The sequence below is a fragment of the Sinorhizobium sp. CB7 genome, from assembly GCF_041357635.1.
Taxonomy (GTDB): Bacteria; Pseudomonadota; Alphaproteobacteria; order Rhizobiales; family Rhizobiaceae; genus Rhizobium.
The window spans coordinates 85,971-99,936 of the sequence record NZ_JAULLL010000024.1 but is presented as its reverse complement, the minus strand read 5'-3'; the positions used below and the strand labels follow the sequence as shown (position 1 = coordinate 99,936).

Below are 13,966 nucleotides of genomic sequence, written 5' to 3'. Positions count from 1 at the left end.
CTGCGGTTGCAATATGAAGTTAATGCAATTCCATGCGCAAACTGACTTGGTGAGGGACCTTGGCGGTTTTTGCGCCAGACAATTGCCTCTGAATGACCGGAGGCCCGGCAGAGCTATTTGACAAAGGTTCCAACAACGCCCCCTATTTCAGCTGTAACCCCTTCGGCCCATGCTGAAACACGTATCCAACGCATGGCCATGACGTTCCTTAGAGCCGCGGACGCGACCGAAAGGCGATACCTGCGATCGTCTTGTCGCGCATGCATCAGCCCGCCGGCAGCATAACGCATAAGGAGACGCCCCGACATGTCAGAACATCGCAGCCTTTCCAATTCCCACCAGCCGGATAACCAGGAAATCTTCTCGCCGCAGCAGGATCTGCGGCCGGCCAACCGGTATCTGACCGAACTAACCGACGGCGATGGCGACTATTGCCTTATCCTGTGCAGCCTGCCGCCCGGCGTGGTCGTGCCGCTCCACAGCCATGCGGACCGCGAGACCTTCTATGTGATGTCCGGAAACCCCGATGCCTTCGTCGGCGATCACTGGGAAAGGCTCGGTCCGGGAGATGTGTTCGATGCGCAGGACGGCGTCAGGCATGCCTGGAGGAATGCGTCCGGAACTACCGTCTCGATGCTCTGCGTGACGACGATGCGGATAGGCCGGTTTCTTCGTGACATCGCGATCCATGACGACTCGGCGGATCCGCTGGCGCATGCCCAACGCTTCCTGAAGCTCGTTCGGGAACACGGCTACTGGCTTGCAAACCCGGAAGAGAATACCGCCATCGGGCTGGAGGTAAATTGGGATGTGCCGCCACGTTGAGCGGGGAGGGCGCTGCCGGTGCCCGCAACGTAAGCCCTTTGGATGAGATAGGTGAAACTCTTTCCACTAGCCCCGCTGTATGACGCATGTCAGAGTGGCGCCCTGCAATCGCTGATGCGCGGCAACGACAAGGCATCCTTCTGCGTTCAGGTGATGAGCGCAGAAAGATGCCTTGAAACTAATGAGTTAGAGCGTCCCTTGTGCGTTCTGACGAACGCACGGCGCTCTAATGAGGGTGGCACATGTCGACAATCGAGGTCCCTGGGCTGCTGTCGTTCACCATAGCAATCCTCGTCTTCTTCGCCGGCTCGAACCTCAATCGTTACATACCCGTCCTCAGCCGCTGGAGCATACCCGAGGCGGTGACGGGTGGCATTCTCGCGGCGCTGGTGACGCTTGCCGCCTACGAATTCTTCGGCGCGGAGATCACTTTCGCGCTCGCTGCGCGCGACCTGCTGCTACTCTATTTTTTCACGGGCGTCGGCCTCAATGCCCGGTTTTCGGATCTGCTCGCCGGCGGCAAGCCGTTTCTCATCCTGTTGTCACTTACGCTCGTGTTTCTTGTCATCCAGAATCTCATTTCCTTCGGAATGGGCTTGATGCTCGGCCTTCCGCAGGGAGTGGGGATCCTGCTCGGTTCGATCTCGCTCATCGGGGGACACGGTACGGCGATTGCCTGGGCTCCGATCGTATCGAGCCGTTTCGGTCTGCCGAACGCGCTTGAAATCGGCATTGCCGGCGCAACGCTTGGTCTGGTGGTTGCCAGCCTCGTCGGCGGACCGATTGCACAATACCTGATCACCCGGAATGGCCTGAGCGGCCCCAAGGACGAGGAACTGACGATTGGGGTGCCGCAAAAGGCCGCGGTGACCCACGAAGACGATGTCAGCTACGTCAGCCTGTTGCGAACGCTGCTGGTGACGAACATCGCGATCATTATCGGCTATGGCCTGCATGAGGCTATCCTTGAAGCAGGCATCAACCTGCCGCTCTTCGTCGTCTGCCTGCTGGTCGCCATCGTGATGACGAACACCATTCCGATGCTTGCGCCCAGCTTGCCCTGGCCGACCCGCACACGCGCGCTCTCGCTGATATCCGATCTCTCGTTGAACGTATTCCTGGCGATGTCGCTGATGAGCATGCAGCTGTGGGGCTTGAGCGGGCTCGGCCTTTCGCTTGCCATCGTCCTGGCGATACAGACCCTTGCGGCCGTCCTCTACATTATCCTGGTCGTGTTCCCGGCCATGGGGCGCAACTACAATGCGGCGGTCATTTCCGCCGGCTTCTGCGGGATTTCGCTCGGAGCGACCCCGACGGCGATCGCCAACATGACGGCGGTCACCAAGATCCATGGCGCGGCCACCATCGCGTTCATCATCCTGCCACTCGTTTCCGCCTTCTTCATCGATCTCGCCAACGCGGCCGTGCTCGGGTTTCTTGTTCGGTAAGGGGGACGCCCGCGAGGTCGCCAATCACGCGGAAGTGACGTTTTTTCCTGTAACAAAAGCAGGCGCTGCTGCGAACTCGGAGAGGTACAGGCGCGGGCCTTCGCTGGCGCTGCTCAATCGCCTCCCGAAAGCGCCACCGTAACGGCAATTGTCCATGAAAGGAAAAGTCATGACCATCGTACGCGGCCGCTTCGTGGCAAGAACCGACGCAAGCTTCAGATCGATCATCGAGAGATGCATCCATGCCCCGATTCCAGTGCCGACAAGCTGGTATGCGATGCCGCTCCGGCTGATGATCGGCCTCGGCTTCTTTCAGCATGGCTATGCCAAACTTTCGCGCGGCGCCGACGACTTCATCGGGATCCTGCATGCAATGGGCATGCCCTTCGCGGAGCTTTTCGGCTGGGCAACGATCTTCGTCGAGCTCGTCGGCGGACTGCTGATCCTGGCTGGCGCCTTCGTTCCGCTCGCGTCCGTACCGATGATCGCCGTGTTGCTGGTTGCGGTCTTCACGGTCCATCTTCCGAACGGATTCAGCTCGATCAAACTCATGTCCTATGACGCTTCCGGCGCCCATTTCGGTCAGCCGGGCTATGAGACGGATCTGCTCTATGTGGCCGGCCTTGTCGCGCTCTGCTTCGGCGGAGCGGGGCCGCTCTCGCTCGATGCGTGGGTGAAGGCGAGGTGGGGTTTCTAGCCTTCGATCGGCAGCGGGGCCTTGTCCAACCAAAGATGGGTAACGATGTCCCCTCGCTCCGCGTGCAGGGAGAGGGCTTGGGTGAGGGGCAAAACTCTCGGCCAATCCGATAGTTGCGTACCAATCCGCTCTATTCACCAGCGTCAGCGGAGGTGGCGCGCAGGAGGTTGTCGCGCAGCCTTGCCACGGTCTTCTGCACCACGGGGAATTCCTCACCGAGCCCGGTAGCGTCGACACGCGAGGCGGCGGATTCATCCATTGCAACCAGCAGGCGACGGCCGGCGGGCGTCAGGCCCACGCGCACCTGCCGTTCGTCGGCCGGATCGCGCTGGCGGCGGACGTAGCCGTCCTGTTCGAGCTTCTTGAGGATGGGCGTCAGTGTGTTGGATTCCAGGAACAGCTTTTCGCCGAGCGCCTTGACTGTCTGGTCGTCCTCGTCGGAAAGCGCCACCATGGCGATATATTGGGTGTAGGTCAGGCCAAGCTCGTCAAGGACCGGCTTGTAGACGCGACCAAAGGCCAGATTGGCCGAATAGACCGCGAAGCACAGAAAACTCGAAAGCTTGCGGCCTTCGCTGCTCTTCTGCGCGCGGGCGGGCAGGGGCTTATCCAGGCTCTTTGCTGTTTTGGTCTTAGGCATGGGCGTTATCCTATTCAGGGGTCATTGCTGTTGGCCTTATATAAATCGTATCCGATTAAATCGGAAGTGCTTGACATGCCTTTCGAGGCGATTTATTTAACTCGCATCCGAGTAAATCGGATACGTGTTAAATCGAAAGGAAAGGATTTCGACATGACTGAGAAGCTTCTCTTCACCGGTAAGACCCACATCACCGGCGGCCGCGACGGCGCTGCGCGTAGCAGCGATGGCCAGTTGGATGTCAAGCTGCCGCAGCCGCATCCGGCTGCCGAGCAGCTCTTCGGCGCCGCCTGGTCGGCCTGCTACATCGGAGCGATCGGGCTTGCCGCCGCCCAGAGGAAGATCAAGCTTCCGGCCGAACCCGAAGTCGATGCAGAAATCGATCTCAACGTCGACGACGGCTCCTTCTTCCTGCGGGCGCGCCTTAACGTCCATGTGCCGGGCGTCGACCGCGAGGTCGCGCGCGAATTGATCGATGCAGCGCACGGCATCTGCCCCTATTCCAAGGCCGTCCACGGCAATATCGACGTGACCACCAACCTGCTCTGAGGGAAAAGCCGGGTCTGCCCGCCGACCGGGCAGACCCGCCCCGCCAAAACATGAAGCCAAACTTGCCGGTAAACGCGATCTGGAGAACACACGATGGCCAACACCCACGCGCACCCGCCCCAGGCGCATAGCGAATTTTCGCTCGTGCTCGACCCATCCGTTTATGAGCCGTTGCCCGACGATTGGATCATCGGGATAACTGATGTCGTCGACTCGACTTCAGCGATTAAGTCGGGGCGCTACAAGGACGTGAACTATACAGGTGTGTCCGTCATTGCCGCCCTCGGCAACGCCTGGGGTACGTTTGATTTCCCATTCGTGTTTCGTGGAGATGGCGCTGCCTTTGCCTTGCCGCCCCAAGGGATCATGACCGCGGCCTCTGTGCTGCGGCAAGTCGCGAATTTCGCGAAAACCAGCTTCGGCCTCGACCTTCGCATCGGCTTGCTGCCCGTGCGCGAAATCCGTGCCGGCGGGCATGACGTGAGAATTGCGCGCTACGCGGCCTCGCAAAGCGCGACCTATGCGATGTTTGCCGGGGGAGGGCTCACATGGGCGGAGCGGCAGATCAAGAACGGACTGTATCTGGTCAAGCCTGGCAAGCAGGTGTCGGAGCCGGACCTGACCGGGCTTACCTGCGAATGGACTCCCATCCCGAGCCAGCGTGGCGAGATCCTGTCGCTGCTGGTCGAGCCGCATGAGCATAAGAATGCCGAGGTCTTTGCCGCGCTCGCAAGGCGCGTGCTCGCCGTCTTCGATATGGGGCACCGACAGTCTCATCCCTTGCCGAGCGACATGGCCATTCCCGAAGACAAGCGGAAACGCACGGGTTCCAGAAGCTGGTCGGAGATCGCCTCGAACTCGGATTTCCGCAAATATGACGATGTCCTGCGCCTGACGCTGGACTGCACGCCGGAACAGATCGCTGCGGTCGAAGCCATCCTGGTCGAGGCAAGGGCTCGCGGCGAGATCAGCTACGGGCTGCACCGCCAATCCCACGCCCTCATGACGTGCCTCGTGCCCTCCGACAGACCGGATTCGCATCTGCATTTCCTGGATGGGATGGACGGTGGATATGCAAAGGCCGCCGAGATGATGGAGGCGCAGGAGGGTGCTGTGGCGGCGTCGCGCTAGGTTTCGGCAAGCCTTCGGTATTTCAGAGCCGGTTGTTTGGCACAGGATGCCTCCCGGAGATTGCGTCACCGGCGGGATTTGCCTCGTTTGCCACTGAAAATAGCACCTCGCGGCAACGCGGCCAACCTCCCGAAGACTCATAACTCGTCGTCATGGATCCGGGCTGCAGAAGGCGAAGCCGCCTCCGTGGACGAACAGGATGACGCTGGCGTCGCTTTGGTGCGGCACGAGAATGCGCAGGCGGGTACGCGCCGAACCAAGATCGGGGTCGGAAGCGATCCAGATTTCCTCGATCTGTCGCATATCAGGCATGGCGACGTTCCAGCGCGCATTGGTAAGGGCGGTCTGGTCGCGCCCTTCCTGCGGCGGCAGCGTCGTCGGATCCGGCAGTGCCCCGGTTTCGGCCGCGATCGTCTTCAGAAGCTCCTTCATTTCGGAGCTCAAGATCCCGCTGTCTTCGGCCGACTTATTCATTGGTGATCCCTCCAGACAGCACGTCCAATGGCTGTCGCTTAGCCTGGCCGTCAGTCCACATAGACCATCGTATAAACATAGGATTTTGAACCCTTGCGGCTGACCCAGTCACCCTCCGGTGGGTGATCTCCCTGCTCATGTGGCAGAAGAGTCCATGGGCGACCCAGGCACGCGTCATTTTCATCGTCCCAGATCACCCATCCCCATTTCTGCCGATAGGACACCCAGATGTCCTTATCCTGCCGCTGATACGCATCTCGCCCGCTGGCATCCTGCTTCCTCACAAACGTGTAGACCAGATCGTCGCTTTGCCTGCGCATCTCGAACGTCCGGCGACGGTCTGCGATGTCCATCGAAAGATCATTCGCAAAGCCCGTTGCGCCTTCACGACCGGAGATTCGCAACTTCGGACCGGGGAATGCGGCGAACAGGCGCGCGTGGGCTTCGAAGGAATTCCAGTTGTTTGTCCTGGTCCTGTATTCGGCCACCCACTTCACAAGGCCATCGAACTGCGTTCGAGTCCCGCCGCCTTGAATGCCTCGCGCCTCGATATTGGCGATGCAGGCTTCCTCCGGCAGATCGATCCAGATCAGCGCCGTCACGCGATTGAACACCATGTTCACCAGCTGCCCGTAGACACCTTCCATGATCCAGGCGTCACGTTCGGCCGCGGCCTGGACCATCTCGTCCCGGAGCGCCCTGTCGCGCGCGACGCCGTAACCACCCGGCTCCCAGTGCATGTCATCGAGGTGGATGATCGGATGGTGAAGGCGGTCGCCGAGCCTGCGGGCGAGCCATGTCCTGCCGGCCCCGCCGTTGCCCATGATGAGGATGCGGTCGAAGATGGCCGGTGCTCCGGGCAATTCCATTCACAGCTCCCAATGATTTGACAACCTTGCTATTCCCCGTGACTTTAGCGAGAGAATTTGTACGGTTTCAAATCAAAATTGAGCAAATTAGGCGCAATGCCGACGTATTCGCAAACCAATCTGACGGGAAAGGTGCAAGGAACGCTCCTGATCCCCAAGCAGTCGAGCGAATGGGGCGTCCTCGTTCTTGGCGGATCGAGTGGACATGTCGATGTGGAGCGGGCCGCCCTTTTTGCGGACCTCGGCGCCATATCGCTGGCGTTGCGATGGTTTGGCGGCGATGGCCAGGTTCCGGGCATCTGCGAGGTTCCGCTAGAAGTTTTCACCAATGCCATCGCCAGGCTGCAGGAAGCAGGCAGCAGGCGCATCGCGATCATCGGAACATCAAAAGGCGCTGAAGCCGCACTTCTTGTTGCAGCCCGCGACAAACGCGTGGAAGCTCTCTTTGCCATAAGTCCAACCTCTGTCGTCTGGGGCAATATCGGACCAGGCTGGGACGGCGTCACCTGGCCGGAACGCTCATCATGGACGTGGAAAAACGAGCCTCTCCCCTTCGTGCCGGCCGATCCTTCCTGGCGGAAGGAATACAAGGATGGGCTGATTTCCTATCGCGGACTGTTCGAGTACTGCCTTGAACATTTTGCCTCCCATGTGCCGGCCGCGACCATTCCCGTCGAACTCAGCGCCGCCAGGACAGTCGTCATAGCGGGCGGACGCGATGCACTTTGGCAATCGGATTTCTTTGCGCGATCAATAGCTCAACGTCGGCAGATGTTCGGCAAGGAGGTTGAGTTGGTCTACGACAGCGATGCAGGGCATCGGGTCCTGTTGCCGGGCGAAACGCGACCAAGATCATCGCTTCACGCGCACGGCGGTAGCGACGAAGCCGATGCGAGACTTGGCCGGGTAGCCTGGAAGGTCATTACACAGGTCCTGCTGCCAGAGAACCGATAAGAGACGGCACTGTCAGCGTCAGGGAAGCCCAAGGAGGACGGAGTGCGGGGAAGCCGTGCGCCAAATGAAGTTCCTGACGACATCCGACAGGAGTCTTTCGCCGCGCCGTGTCGACGGCGCGAATGACTCGCTTCTTCATAATCCCAGCAGATTGCTGCCGGTCCGGTGCATTTTCCGTTCTATTCATCCGCCCGGCCTGGCACGGGCGCCCCTACTTATTTCCGGCGGTCGAATTTCTTTCCATTCGCCGGTTTAGGCTTTCCCTTCTTCTTGAAAGGCTTTGCGTCGCGCGTTTCAGCCGTTTCGGCCGCCGCCTTTTTCGACCTGCCTTTCGGCCGGTCATCGCGGAAGGCATCTTTGGAACGATCCTCACGGAATTTCCTGGCGGCTGGCTTGACCTCCGGCCCGCGGCTAAGATCGGGTGCGCCGTTCAGCCGCGTCACGCGGATACCGCGCTCGAGCGTTTTGTTCGGACCGATCGTCTGCATGAAACCGTCCGCGTGATCGGCGGCGATCTCGAGGAAGGTTTCCTCGGTCTGCATCTTGATGGCGCCGATTTCGCGCTTGGTCAGATTGCCGTTGCGGCAGAGCATTGGGATAAGCCAGCGTGGTTCAGCTTTCTGCTTGCGGCCGACCGACAGGGAAAACCAGACGCTTGGGCCAAAAGCGTCGCGCGGGGGACGCGGTGTCCCCGGAAATTCCGCCTGATCACCACGCGTGTCGCGAGGCTTGCGAACGGCATTCGGCTGGATCGAAACCTCGGTCAGTTCCTCGGGCGCGGCGAGCTTGGCGCGATAGAGATTGACGAATGCGGCGGCGAGTTTTTCCGCCCCGTGGCTGGAAACCAGCCTGGCAATCAGCTCCTGCTCTTCCTCGCGCGGCTTCTCTTCGAAGATCGGATCCGCCAGAAGACGCTCGTGGTCGCGGCTTATCACCTCTTCGGCCGACGGCGGGCGCGCCCAGGTGGCAGCGATGCCGGCATCGCCAAGCAGGCGCTCAGCCTTGCGGCGGGCGTTGATTGGAATGATCAATGCGCTGATGCCCTTGCGCCCCGCCCGTCCGGTGCGGCCGCTGCGGTGGAGTAGCGTTTCCGGATTGGTAGGCAGGTCGGCATGAATGACGAGATCGAGACCGGGCAGGTCGATGCCGCGGGCAGCGACGTCGGTTGCGATGCAAACACGGGCGCGGCCGTCGCGCATCGCCTGCAGCGCATGGGTGCGCTCGTTCTGCGTCAGTTCGCCGGAAAGCGCGACCACGGAAAAATTGCGATTGTTGAAACGCGCCGTCAGATGATTGACGGCCGCACGGGTCGAGCAGAACACGATGGCATTGGTTGCTTCGTAATAGCGAAGAACGTTGATGATTGCATTCTCGCGATCAGCGGGCAGAACGGCCAATGCGCGGTATTCGATATCTACGTGCTGCTTTTCTTCAGCCGCCGTCGTAATGCGAACCGCATTCCGCTGATAGCGCTTCGCGAGCTTGGCGATCGCGGCGGGCACGGTTGCCGAGAACATCAGCGTCCGGCGGTCGTCCGGCGCGGATTCGAGGATGAATTCCAGGTCTTCACGGAAGCCGAGATCGAGCATCTCGTCGGCTTCGTCCAGTACGGCAACCTTCAGTTCGGAGATCTGGAGCGCGTTGCGGCGGATATGATCGCAGAGACGGCCGGGCGTGCCGACGACGATATGGGCGCCACGCTCGAGAGCCCGCCTTTCGCTTCGGATGTCCATGCCGCCGACGCAACTGGCGATGACAGCCCCCGTCATCTCATAGAGCCATTCCAACTCCCGCTTGACCTGCAGCGCGAGCTCGCGCGTGGGCGCAATGACGAGCGCCAGAGGGTCCCCCGCGGCGTCGAATTGCTCCCGTTCGCCCAGCAGTGTGGGCGCCATGGCGAGACCGAAGGCGACCGTCTTGCCCGAGCCGGTCTGCGCGGATACGAGCGCGTCGGATGCGGCAAGAGCCGGATCGAGCATCGCCTGCTGGACGGGGGTCAGCGTTGTGTAGCCGCGTTTCGCCAACGCCTTGGCGATCGCCGGAACGGCGCCGTTGTGATCGGTCATCTCTCGGTCTTTCGGAGTTGCGTGCGCATGCGCGCCGTGGCTGCAGGAGCGCAGCCTAACATTGCGCCGTTCCTACTCAGTCGGAGGACAAATGTCAAAGCGGATACAAGGTGCTAGTGCGATCTTCGTGCGCCTGAAAAGACGCACGTCGCCGCAGCCCTTGTTTTTTGGGCAATTCCGGACGGAAAACCGTTTCACACTTTTCGGGAATTACTCCCGGTCGGAGCGTGTGTCGCTCCGGCCGTTCTCGTGGTTCAGGCTGCTTATTGGCAGACGCGAACGCTTTCCTCGTGCCAACCGCCATCATAGGCGTTCGGGACGCGACGGTCTTCGAACCAGCAGCGCGGCGGGGGAGGCGGTGGCGGATCGATGTATCGCGGTCCGCTGTTGTTGACTATCGCTCCGGCGATCAGGCCGCCGATCACACCGGCTGCCAGGCCGCCGGCAATGGCGGCACCATTGTTGTTATGATGGTGGTGGCGATCGTCGTAATGCCGCCGGCGCCATTCCTGCGCGGAGGCAGTATCGGCCACAGCGAAAACGCTGCCAGCCGCCATGGCGGCGATGAGCATGGACAAGACTAGCTTTTTCATTCCATCTCCGTCGAGATTAGAGCCTAACCCCTGCGGGCCCTCAAATTGCACGTTCAAGCTTAACGGCTCATGAACGAATTCCTGATGTCCCGCGGCAGAGTCGCGTCAGATCTGCAAACAGCGGTGATTGCCACAATCGCAGAAGTCCCTATTCTGCAATGCCGCAAATGTCGGATGCAGAAACGTCACCCTGGATCGTGATATTTGCGACAGTGTAGATTTGGAAAGCAAAATGAGCCGTTTCTGGAGCCCGCTTGTTCATTCCCTGACCCCCTATGTCGCGGGGGAACAACCCGTAATCAGCGGGTTGGTGAAGTTGAACACCAATGAAAACCCCTATGGCCCGTCGCCGCGCGCCCTCACCGCGATCTCGGAAGCGGCAAATGATACGCTTCGGCTCTATCCGGAGCCGACAGCCTTGCGGCTACGCAAGGCGATTGCCGAAAGCCATGATCTCCATGCGGACGAGGTCTTTGTCGGGAACGGCTCGGACGAGGTACTGGCGCATACGTTCCAGGCTCTGCTCAACCACGAAAATCCGCTGCTCTTCCCCGACATAACCTACAGTTTCTACCCGACATACTGCCGCCTGTACGGAATCCAATATCGTGAGATCCCCCTGGACGGGAACATGCGAGTTCGAATTGAAGATTACCGGCAGCCTTGCGGGGCAATCATCCTGCCGAACCCCAATGCGCCCACGGGTATTGCGCAGCCGCTCGCCGAAATCGAAGCCCTGGTCCAGGAACATGCCGATCAGGTGATCGTTATCGACGAGGCCTATGTGGATTTCGGCGGTGAAAGCGCCATTCCGCTCGTCAGGAAATATCCGAACCTTCTCGTTATCCAGACTTTCTCAAAATCGCGGGGCCTCGCCGGGCTGCGCGTCGGCTTTGCCGTGGGACAACGGCCGCTGATCGAAGCGCTGGGAAGGGTCAAGGATAGTTTCAACTCCTATCCGCTGGACAGGCTCGCGCTCGCAGGCGCCGTTGCCTCCTGGGAAGACAAGGAGTGGTTTCAGCAACACTGCGATCTGATCATCGCCAGCCGCGAGCGTCTTGCAATGGCTCTCCAGGGGCTCGGTTTCAATGTTCTCAAATCATCCGCCAATTTTCTGTTTGCACGGCATTCCGAAAAAGCCGGCGCGGACCTCGCAAGGGACCTGCGGGAGAAGGCAATTCTGGTCCGGCATTTTCCCAAGGAACGTATTCGCGATTTCCTCCGCATAAGCATCGGGACGGATGCTGAATGCGATCGGCTCCTGGAAACTCTCAGACAGATACTCTCGCATTGAAGTCATGACCCCCTGAGGAGTTGCCGAGCTGCCATGACGAGAGCGTTCGGTGATCCAAGTCTCATTCGTTTTGAGATGGCGTCCGCGCTTCCGCATCCACCGAAATCGTCACCACGTCGCTTCGCACGAAAGACTGATAGAAATCGAAGGCGCGTCCGGTTTCCGTGCGCGAAATCGATTCGATCAACAGGATCGGCGCGTCCTTTCCGAGCTGCAGATGCTTGGCGACGGGGGCGGTTGCGGCTACCGCGGCGACCTCTCGACGGGCGGCGAAGACCGAGTAGCCCGCTTCGCGAAGCGTCTGGTTCAGCGAAGCCGTCCCCTGGAGGACCGGTTTGCCGACCAGCGCCGCGCCGATATCGGCAGGAAGGTAGTTCGTGGAATACATGGCGGGCTTGGCGTCCATGTAGCGGACGCGCTCGAGGACGAATCCCTCCTCGCGATCGGCAAGGCCCAATGCCTCGGTGGCTTGAGGCGGGAGAGGTTCGAACCCCGATCGGATCACCGTCGTCCTGATCGTCCGGTCCGGCGAATGGGCTTCCGGCTCCAGGAAGCCCTGGGTGACTTGGAGTTTCCAATGACTGTCGCTGATATCGGCCACGAACGCGCCGCGGCGCGGAACCATGCGGATAAGCCGGTTCTGTTCCAGGGTCCTGAGTGTTTCGCGCACCGTTGACCTTGCCAGATCATAGGAGCGGCAAAGCTCGGTTTCGCCGGGGAACCGTTCGCCGGGCTTGTATTCACCCGCCTTAATGCTGGTCTCGAGGATGCGCGCAAGCTGCTGGTAGTAAGGCTCTGCGGAGTTACGGTCGATCGCCTGCATGGTCTCGTCATTGGAAAATTGAATTGTACGAACAGACCGTACAATATTTTGCAAATGGGGTCCAGCAGCCGTTGACTCCCTGTTGTAAGTATTGTACGTACAAGACGCACAGTAGGTCTGTTACGGATAATATGTACGACACTTGCTATGCGCGGTGCGAGGAGTGCGCCGCGAGGGAGCCTCCGGCCGTAGCCGGAATTTTTGGGAGAGCTAGCTCAATGTCTATGACTATGCGGCGACCGGCCATTGCCGGCGCGTTGATAAGTACGTTCTCGCTTTCGTTCGGGATGCTCGGAACGCAGGCCGCCCATGCCGAAGACGTCAACCTGACGGTCGCCCTGGCAGCGAACCCCCAGATGGAGACTGCGGCCAAGCTGATTGACCACTTTTACGCCAAGTACCCCGGCATCAAGGTCAAGTTCCAGACGCTTCCGGAAAACCAGTTGCGGCCAACCGTCCTCAAGGACGTCGCCACCAAGTCTGGTCAGTTCGATATCGTCATGATCGGCGCCTACGAAGTTCCGCTCTGGGCCGAAAAAGGCTGGATCGTGAACCTCAGCCAGACTTATGTCGGCAATAGCCCGGATTGGAAGGTCGACGACCTGATTACGCCGATCAAGGACCTGGTGTCCTTCAAGGGCAACATGTACGCCACGCCGTTCTACGGCTCTTCGTCCTTCATGTTCTACCGCAAGGACCTGTTCGAGAGGGCCGGGTTGACCATGCCCGAGCAGCCGACGTGGGATCAGATCGCCGAATTCGCCGCCAAGCTCGACGACAAGTCCAAGAATCAAGCTGGTATCTGCCTTCGCGGCATTCCCGGCTGGGGCCAGAGCCTCGCGCCTCTCACGACGGTCATCAACACCTGGGGCGGTCGCTGGTTCGACGAGAAGTGGGCGCCGCAGCTGAGTTCGACGAAGACCAAGGAAGCCATCAACTTCTATGTGGACCTCCTGAAGACGCACGGCCAGCCGGACGCAGCGAAGGACGGCTGGCAGGAATGCCTGCAGCTCTTCACGCAGGGCAAGGCGGCGATGTGGTATGACGACACGGTCTTCTCCGGTCCCGTGCTCGACCAGGCAAACGATGTCGTGAAGGGCAACGTCGGATTCGCTCTTGCCCCGATCAAGGAAAAGCCGGGTTCCGGCTGGCTCTGGGCTTGGGGCCTTTCGATCCCCAACACGAGCAAGCATCCGGACGAAGCCTGGAAGCTGATCTCCTGGCTGACCAGCGAGGAGTACATCAAGCTTGCCGGCGAGGAGGCAGGCTGGGGCACCATCCCTCCGGGCTCGCGCAATTCGACCTACAAGATTCCGCAGTACCAGAAGGCGGCCGCCGACTACGCAGACCTGACGCTCAAGTCCATCAGCGCGGCCAATCCGCTGAAGCCGACGGTCGATCCGGTCCCCTACACTGGCGTCCAATACGTGACGATCCCGGAATTCGAGCAGATCGGTGATTTCACCTCCCAGCAGCTGGCAGGCGCGATCAGCGGCCAGATGAGCGCGGATGAGGCCATCGCCGCGAGCGAAGAGAAGATCAAGGAAATCATGACCGACGCGGGCTATATGCAGTAACCCGCACTTCCGGCGGGCTGCTACCT

At 60.3% G+C, this 13,966-nt stretch carries 13 protein-coding genes and 1 pseudogene; 8 read left to right on the top strand and 6 right to left on the bottom strand.

Annotated features, from left to right (window positions below):
* Positions 1-306: 306 nt before the first annotated feature.
* From AAE029_RS31940 to AAE029_RS31930, 3 genes are all read left to right on the top strand, one after another.
* Positions 307-825 carry a cupin domain-containing protein gene (locus AAE029_RS31940; RefSeq protein WP_371076947.1) on the top strand — a complete coding sequence of 173 codons (519 nt, stop codon included), beginning with the start codon at positions 307-309 and terminating at the stop codon, positions 823-825.
* 242 nt (positions 826-1,067) lie between these two features.
* Positions 1,068-2,273 (top strand): sodium/glutamate symporter, encoded by a 1,206-nt coding sequence (gltS, locus tag AAE029_RS31935; protein ID WP_371076946.1) that lies wholly within the window; start codon positions 1,068-1,070, stop codon positions 2,271-2,273.
* 169 nt (positions 2,274-2,442) lie between these two features.
* Positions 2,443-2,970 carry a DoxX family protein gene (locus tag AAE029_RS31930; protein WP_371076945.1) on the top strand — a complete coding sequence of 176 codons (528 nt, stop codon included), beginning with the start codon at positions 2,443-2,445 and terminating at the stop codon, positions 2,968-2,970.
* A gap of 130 nt (positions 2,971-3,100) precedes the next feature.
* Here the strand turns inward: AAE029_RS31930 and AAE029_RS31925 are convergent, their stop codons facing one another.
* Positions 3,101-3,610, bottom strand: coding sequence for a MarR family winged helix-turn-helix transcriptional regulator (locus AAE029_RS31925; protein WP_371076944.1), 510 nt, complete (start codon positions 3,608-3,610; stop codon positions 3,101-3,103).
* A 153-nt stretch (positions 3,611-3,763) separates the two neighbouring features.
* Between AAE029_RS31925 and AAE029_RS31920 the strand changes: the two genes are divergently transcribed.
* A complete protein-coding gene (locus AAE029_RS31920; protein WP_371076943.1) occupies positions 3,764-4,159 on the top strand; it encodes an organic hydroperoxide resistance protein in 396 nt (131 codons plus the stop codon).
* Positions 4,160-4,252: 93 nt separating this feature from the next.
* Positions 4,253-5,290, top strand: coding sequence for a DUF3095 family protein (locus AAE029_RS31915; protein WP_371076942.1), 1,038 nt, complete (start codon positions 4,253-4,255; stop codon positions 5,288-5,290).
* A 150-nt stretch (positions 5,291-5,440) separates the two neighbouring features.
* Here the strand turns inward: AAE029_RS31915 and AAE029_RS31910 are convergent, their stop codons facing one another.
* Positions 5,441-5,764: a hypothetical protein gene (locus AAE029_RS31910; protein WP_371076941.1), complete on the bottom strand. Its 324-nt coding sequence runs from the start codon at positions 5,762-5,764 to the stop codon at positions 5,441-5,443.
* A gap of 344 nt (positions 5,765-6,108) precedes the next feature.
* A pseudogene (locus tag AAE029_RS31905) lies at positions 6,109-6,633 on the bottom strand (AAA family ATPase); the annotation flags it as partial.
* Between the two features lie 96 nt (positions 6,634-6,729).
* On the opposite strand from AAE029_RS31905, the gene AAE029_RS31900 reads away from it, so the two are divergent.
* Entirely contained in the window at positions 6,730-7,587 is an 858-nt protein-coding gene (locus tag AAE029_RS31900) for an acyl-CoA thioester hydrolase/BAAT C-terminal domain-containing protein (protein ID WP_371076940.1), read from the top strand.
* A gap of 215 nt (positions 7,588-7,802) precedes the next feature.
* Here AAE029_RS31900 and AAE029_RS31895 read toward each other — a convergent pair whose 3' ends face one another.
* Both AAE029_RS31895 and AAE029_RS31890 read right to left on the bottom strand, forming a co-directional pair.
* Positions 7,803-9,653: a DEAD/DEAH box helicase gene (locus tag AAE029_RS31895; protein ID WP_371076939.1), complete on the bottom strand. Its 1,851-nt coding sequence runs from the start codon at positions 9,651-9,653 to the stop codon at positions 7,803-7,805.
* A gap of 263 nt (positions 9,654-9,916) precedes the next feature.
* A complete protein-coding gene (locus AAE029_RS31890) occupies positions 9,917-10,246 on the bottom strand; it encodes a hypothetical protein (protein ID WP_371076938.1) in 330 nt (109 codons plus the stop codon).
* 232 nt (positions 10,247-10,478) lie between these two features.
* Here AAE029_RS31890 and hisC point away from each other — a divergent pair, with 232 nt between their 5' ends.
* A complete protein-coding gene (hisC, locus tag AAE029_RS31885) occupies positions 10,479-11,540 on the top strand; it encodes a histidinol-phosphate transaminase (protein ID WP_371076937.1) in 1,062 nt (353 codons plus the stop codon).
* Between the two features lie 61 nt (positions 11,541-11,601).
* Here the strand turns inward: hisC and AAE029_RS31880 are convergent, their stop codons facing one another.
* Positions 11,602-12,363 (bottom strand): GntR family transcriptional regulator, encoded by a 762-nt coding sequence (locus AAE029_RS31880; protein ID WP_371076936.1) that lies wholly within the window; start codon positions 12,361-12,363, stop codon positions 11,602-11,604.
* A gap of 218 nt (positions 12,364-12,581) precedes the next feature.
* Between AAE029_RS31880 and AAE029_RS31875 the strand changes: the two genes are divergently transcribed.
* Positions 12,582-13,940 carry a sugar ABC transporter substrate-binding protein gene (locus tag AAE029_RS31875; RefSeq protein WP_371076935.1) on the top strand — a complete coding sequence of 453 codons (1,359 nt, stop codon included), beginning with the start codon at positions 12,582-12,584 and terminating at the stop codon, positions 13,938-13,940.
* Positions 13,941-13,966: the final 26 nt, after the last annotated feature.

Coding starts and splice junctions, on each gene's coding strand:
- AAE029_RS31940 (WP_371076947.1), top strand. CDS start 307: ATGTCAGAACATCGCAGCCTTTCCAATTCCCACCAGCCGGATAACCAG.
- gltS (WP_371076946.1), top strand. CDS start 1,068: ATGTCGACAATCGAGGTCCCTGGGCTGCTGTCGTTCACCATAGCAATC.
- AAE029_RS31930 (WP_371076945.1), top strand. CDS start 2,443: ATGACCATCGTACGCGGCCGCTTCGTGGCAAGAACCGACGCAAGCTTC.
- AAE029_RS31925 (WP_371076944.1), bottom strand. CDS start 3,610: ATGCCTAAGACCAAAACAGCAAAGAGCCTGGATAAGCCCCTGCCCGCC.
- AAE029_RS31920 (WP_371076943.1), top strand. CDS start 3,764: ATGACTGAGAAGCTTCTCTTCACCGGTAAGACCCACATCACCGGCGGC.
- AAE029_RS31915 (WP_371076942.1), top strand. CDS start 4,253: ATGGCCAACACCCACGCGCACCCGCCCCAGGCGCATAGCGAATTTTCG.
- AAE029_RS31910 (WP_371076941.1), bottom strand. CDS start 5,764: ATGAATAAGTCGGCCGAAGACAGCGGGATCTTGAGCTCCGAAATGAAG.
- AAE029_RS31900 (WP_371076940.1), top strand. CDS start 6,730: ATGCCGACGTATTCGCAAACCAATCTGACGGGAAAGGTGCAAGGAACG.
- AAE029_RS31895 (WP_371076939.1), bottom strand. CDS start 9,653: ATGACCGATCACAACGGCGCCGTTCCGGCGATCGCCAAGGCGTTGGCG.
- AAE029_RS31890 (WP_371076938.1), bottom strand. CDS start 10,246: ATGAAAAAGCTAGTCTTGTCCATGCTCATCGCCGCCATGGCGGCTGGC.
- hisC (WP_371076937.1), top strand. CDS start 10,479: ATGAGCCGTTTCTGGAGCCCGCTTGTTCATTCCCTGACCCCCTATGTC.
- AAE029_RS31880 (WP_371076936.1), bottom strand. CDS start 12,363: ATGCAGGCGATCGACCGTAACTCCGCAGAGCCTTACTACCAGCAGCTT.
- AAE029_RS31875 (WP_371076935.1), top strand. CDS start 12,582: ATGTCTATGACTATGCGGCGACCGGCCATTGCCGGCGCGTTGATAAGT.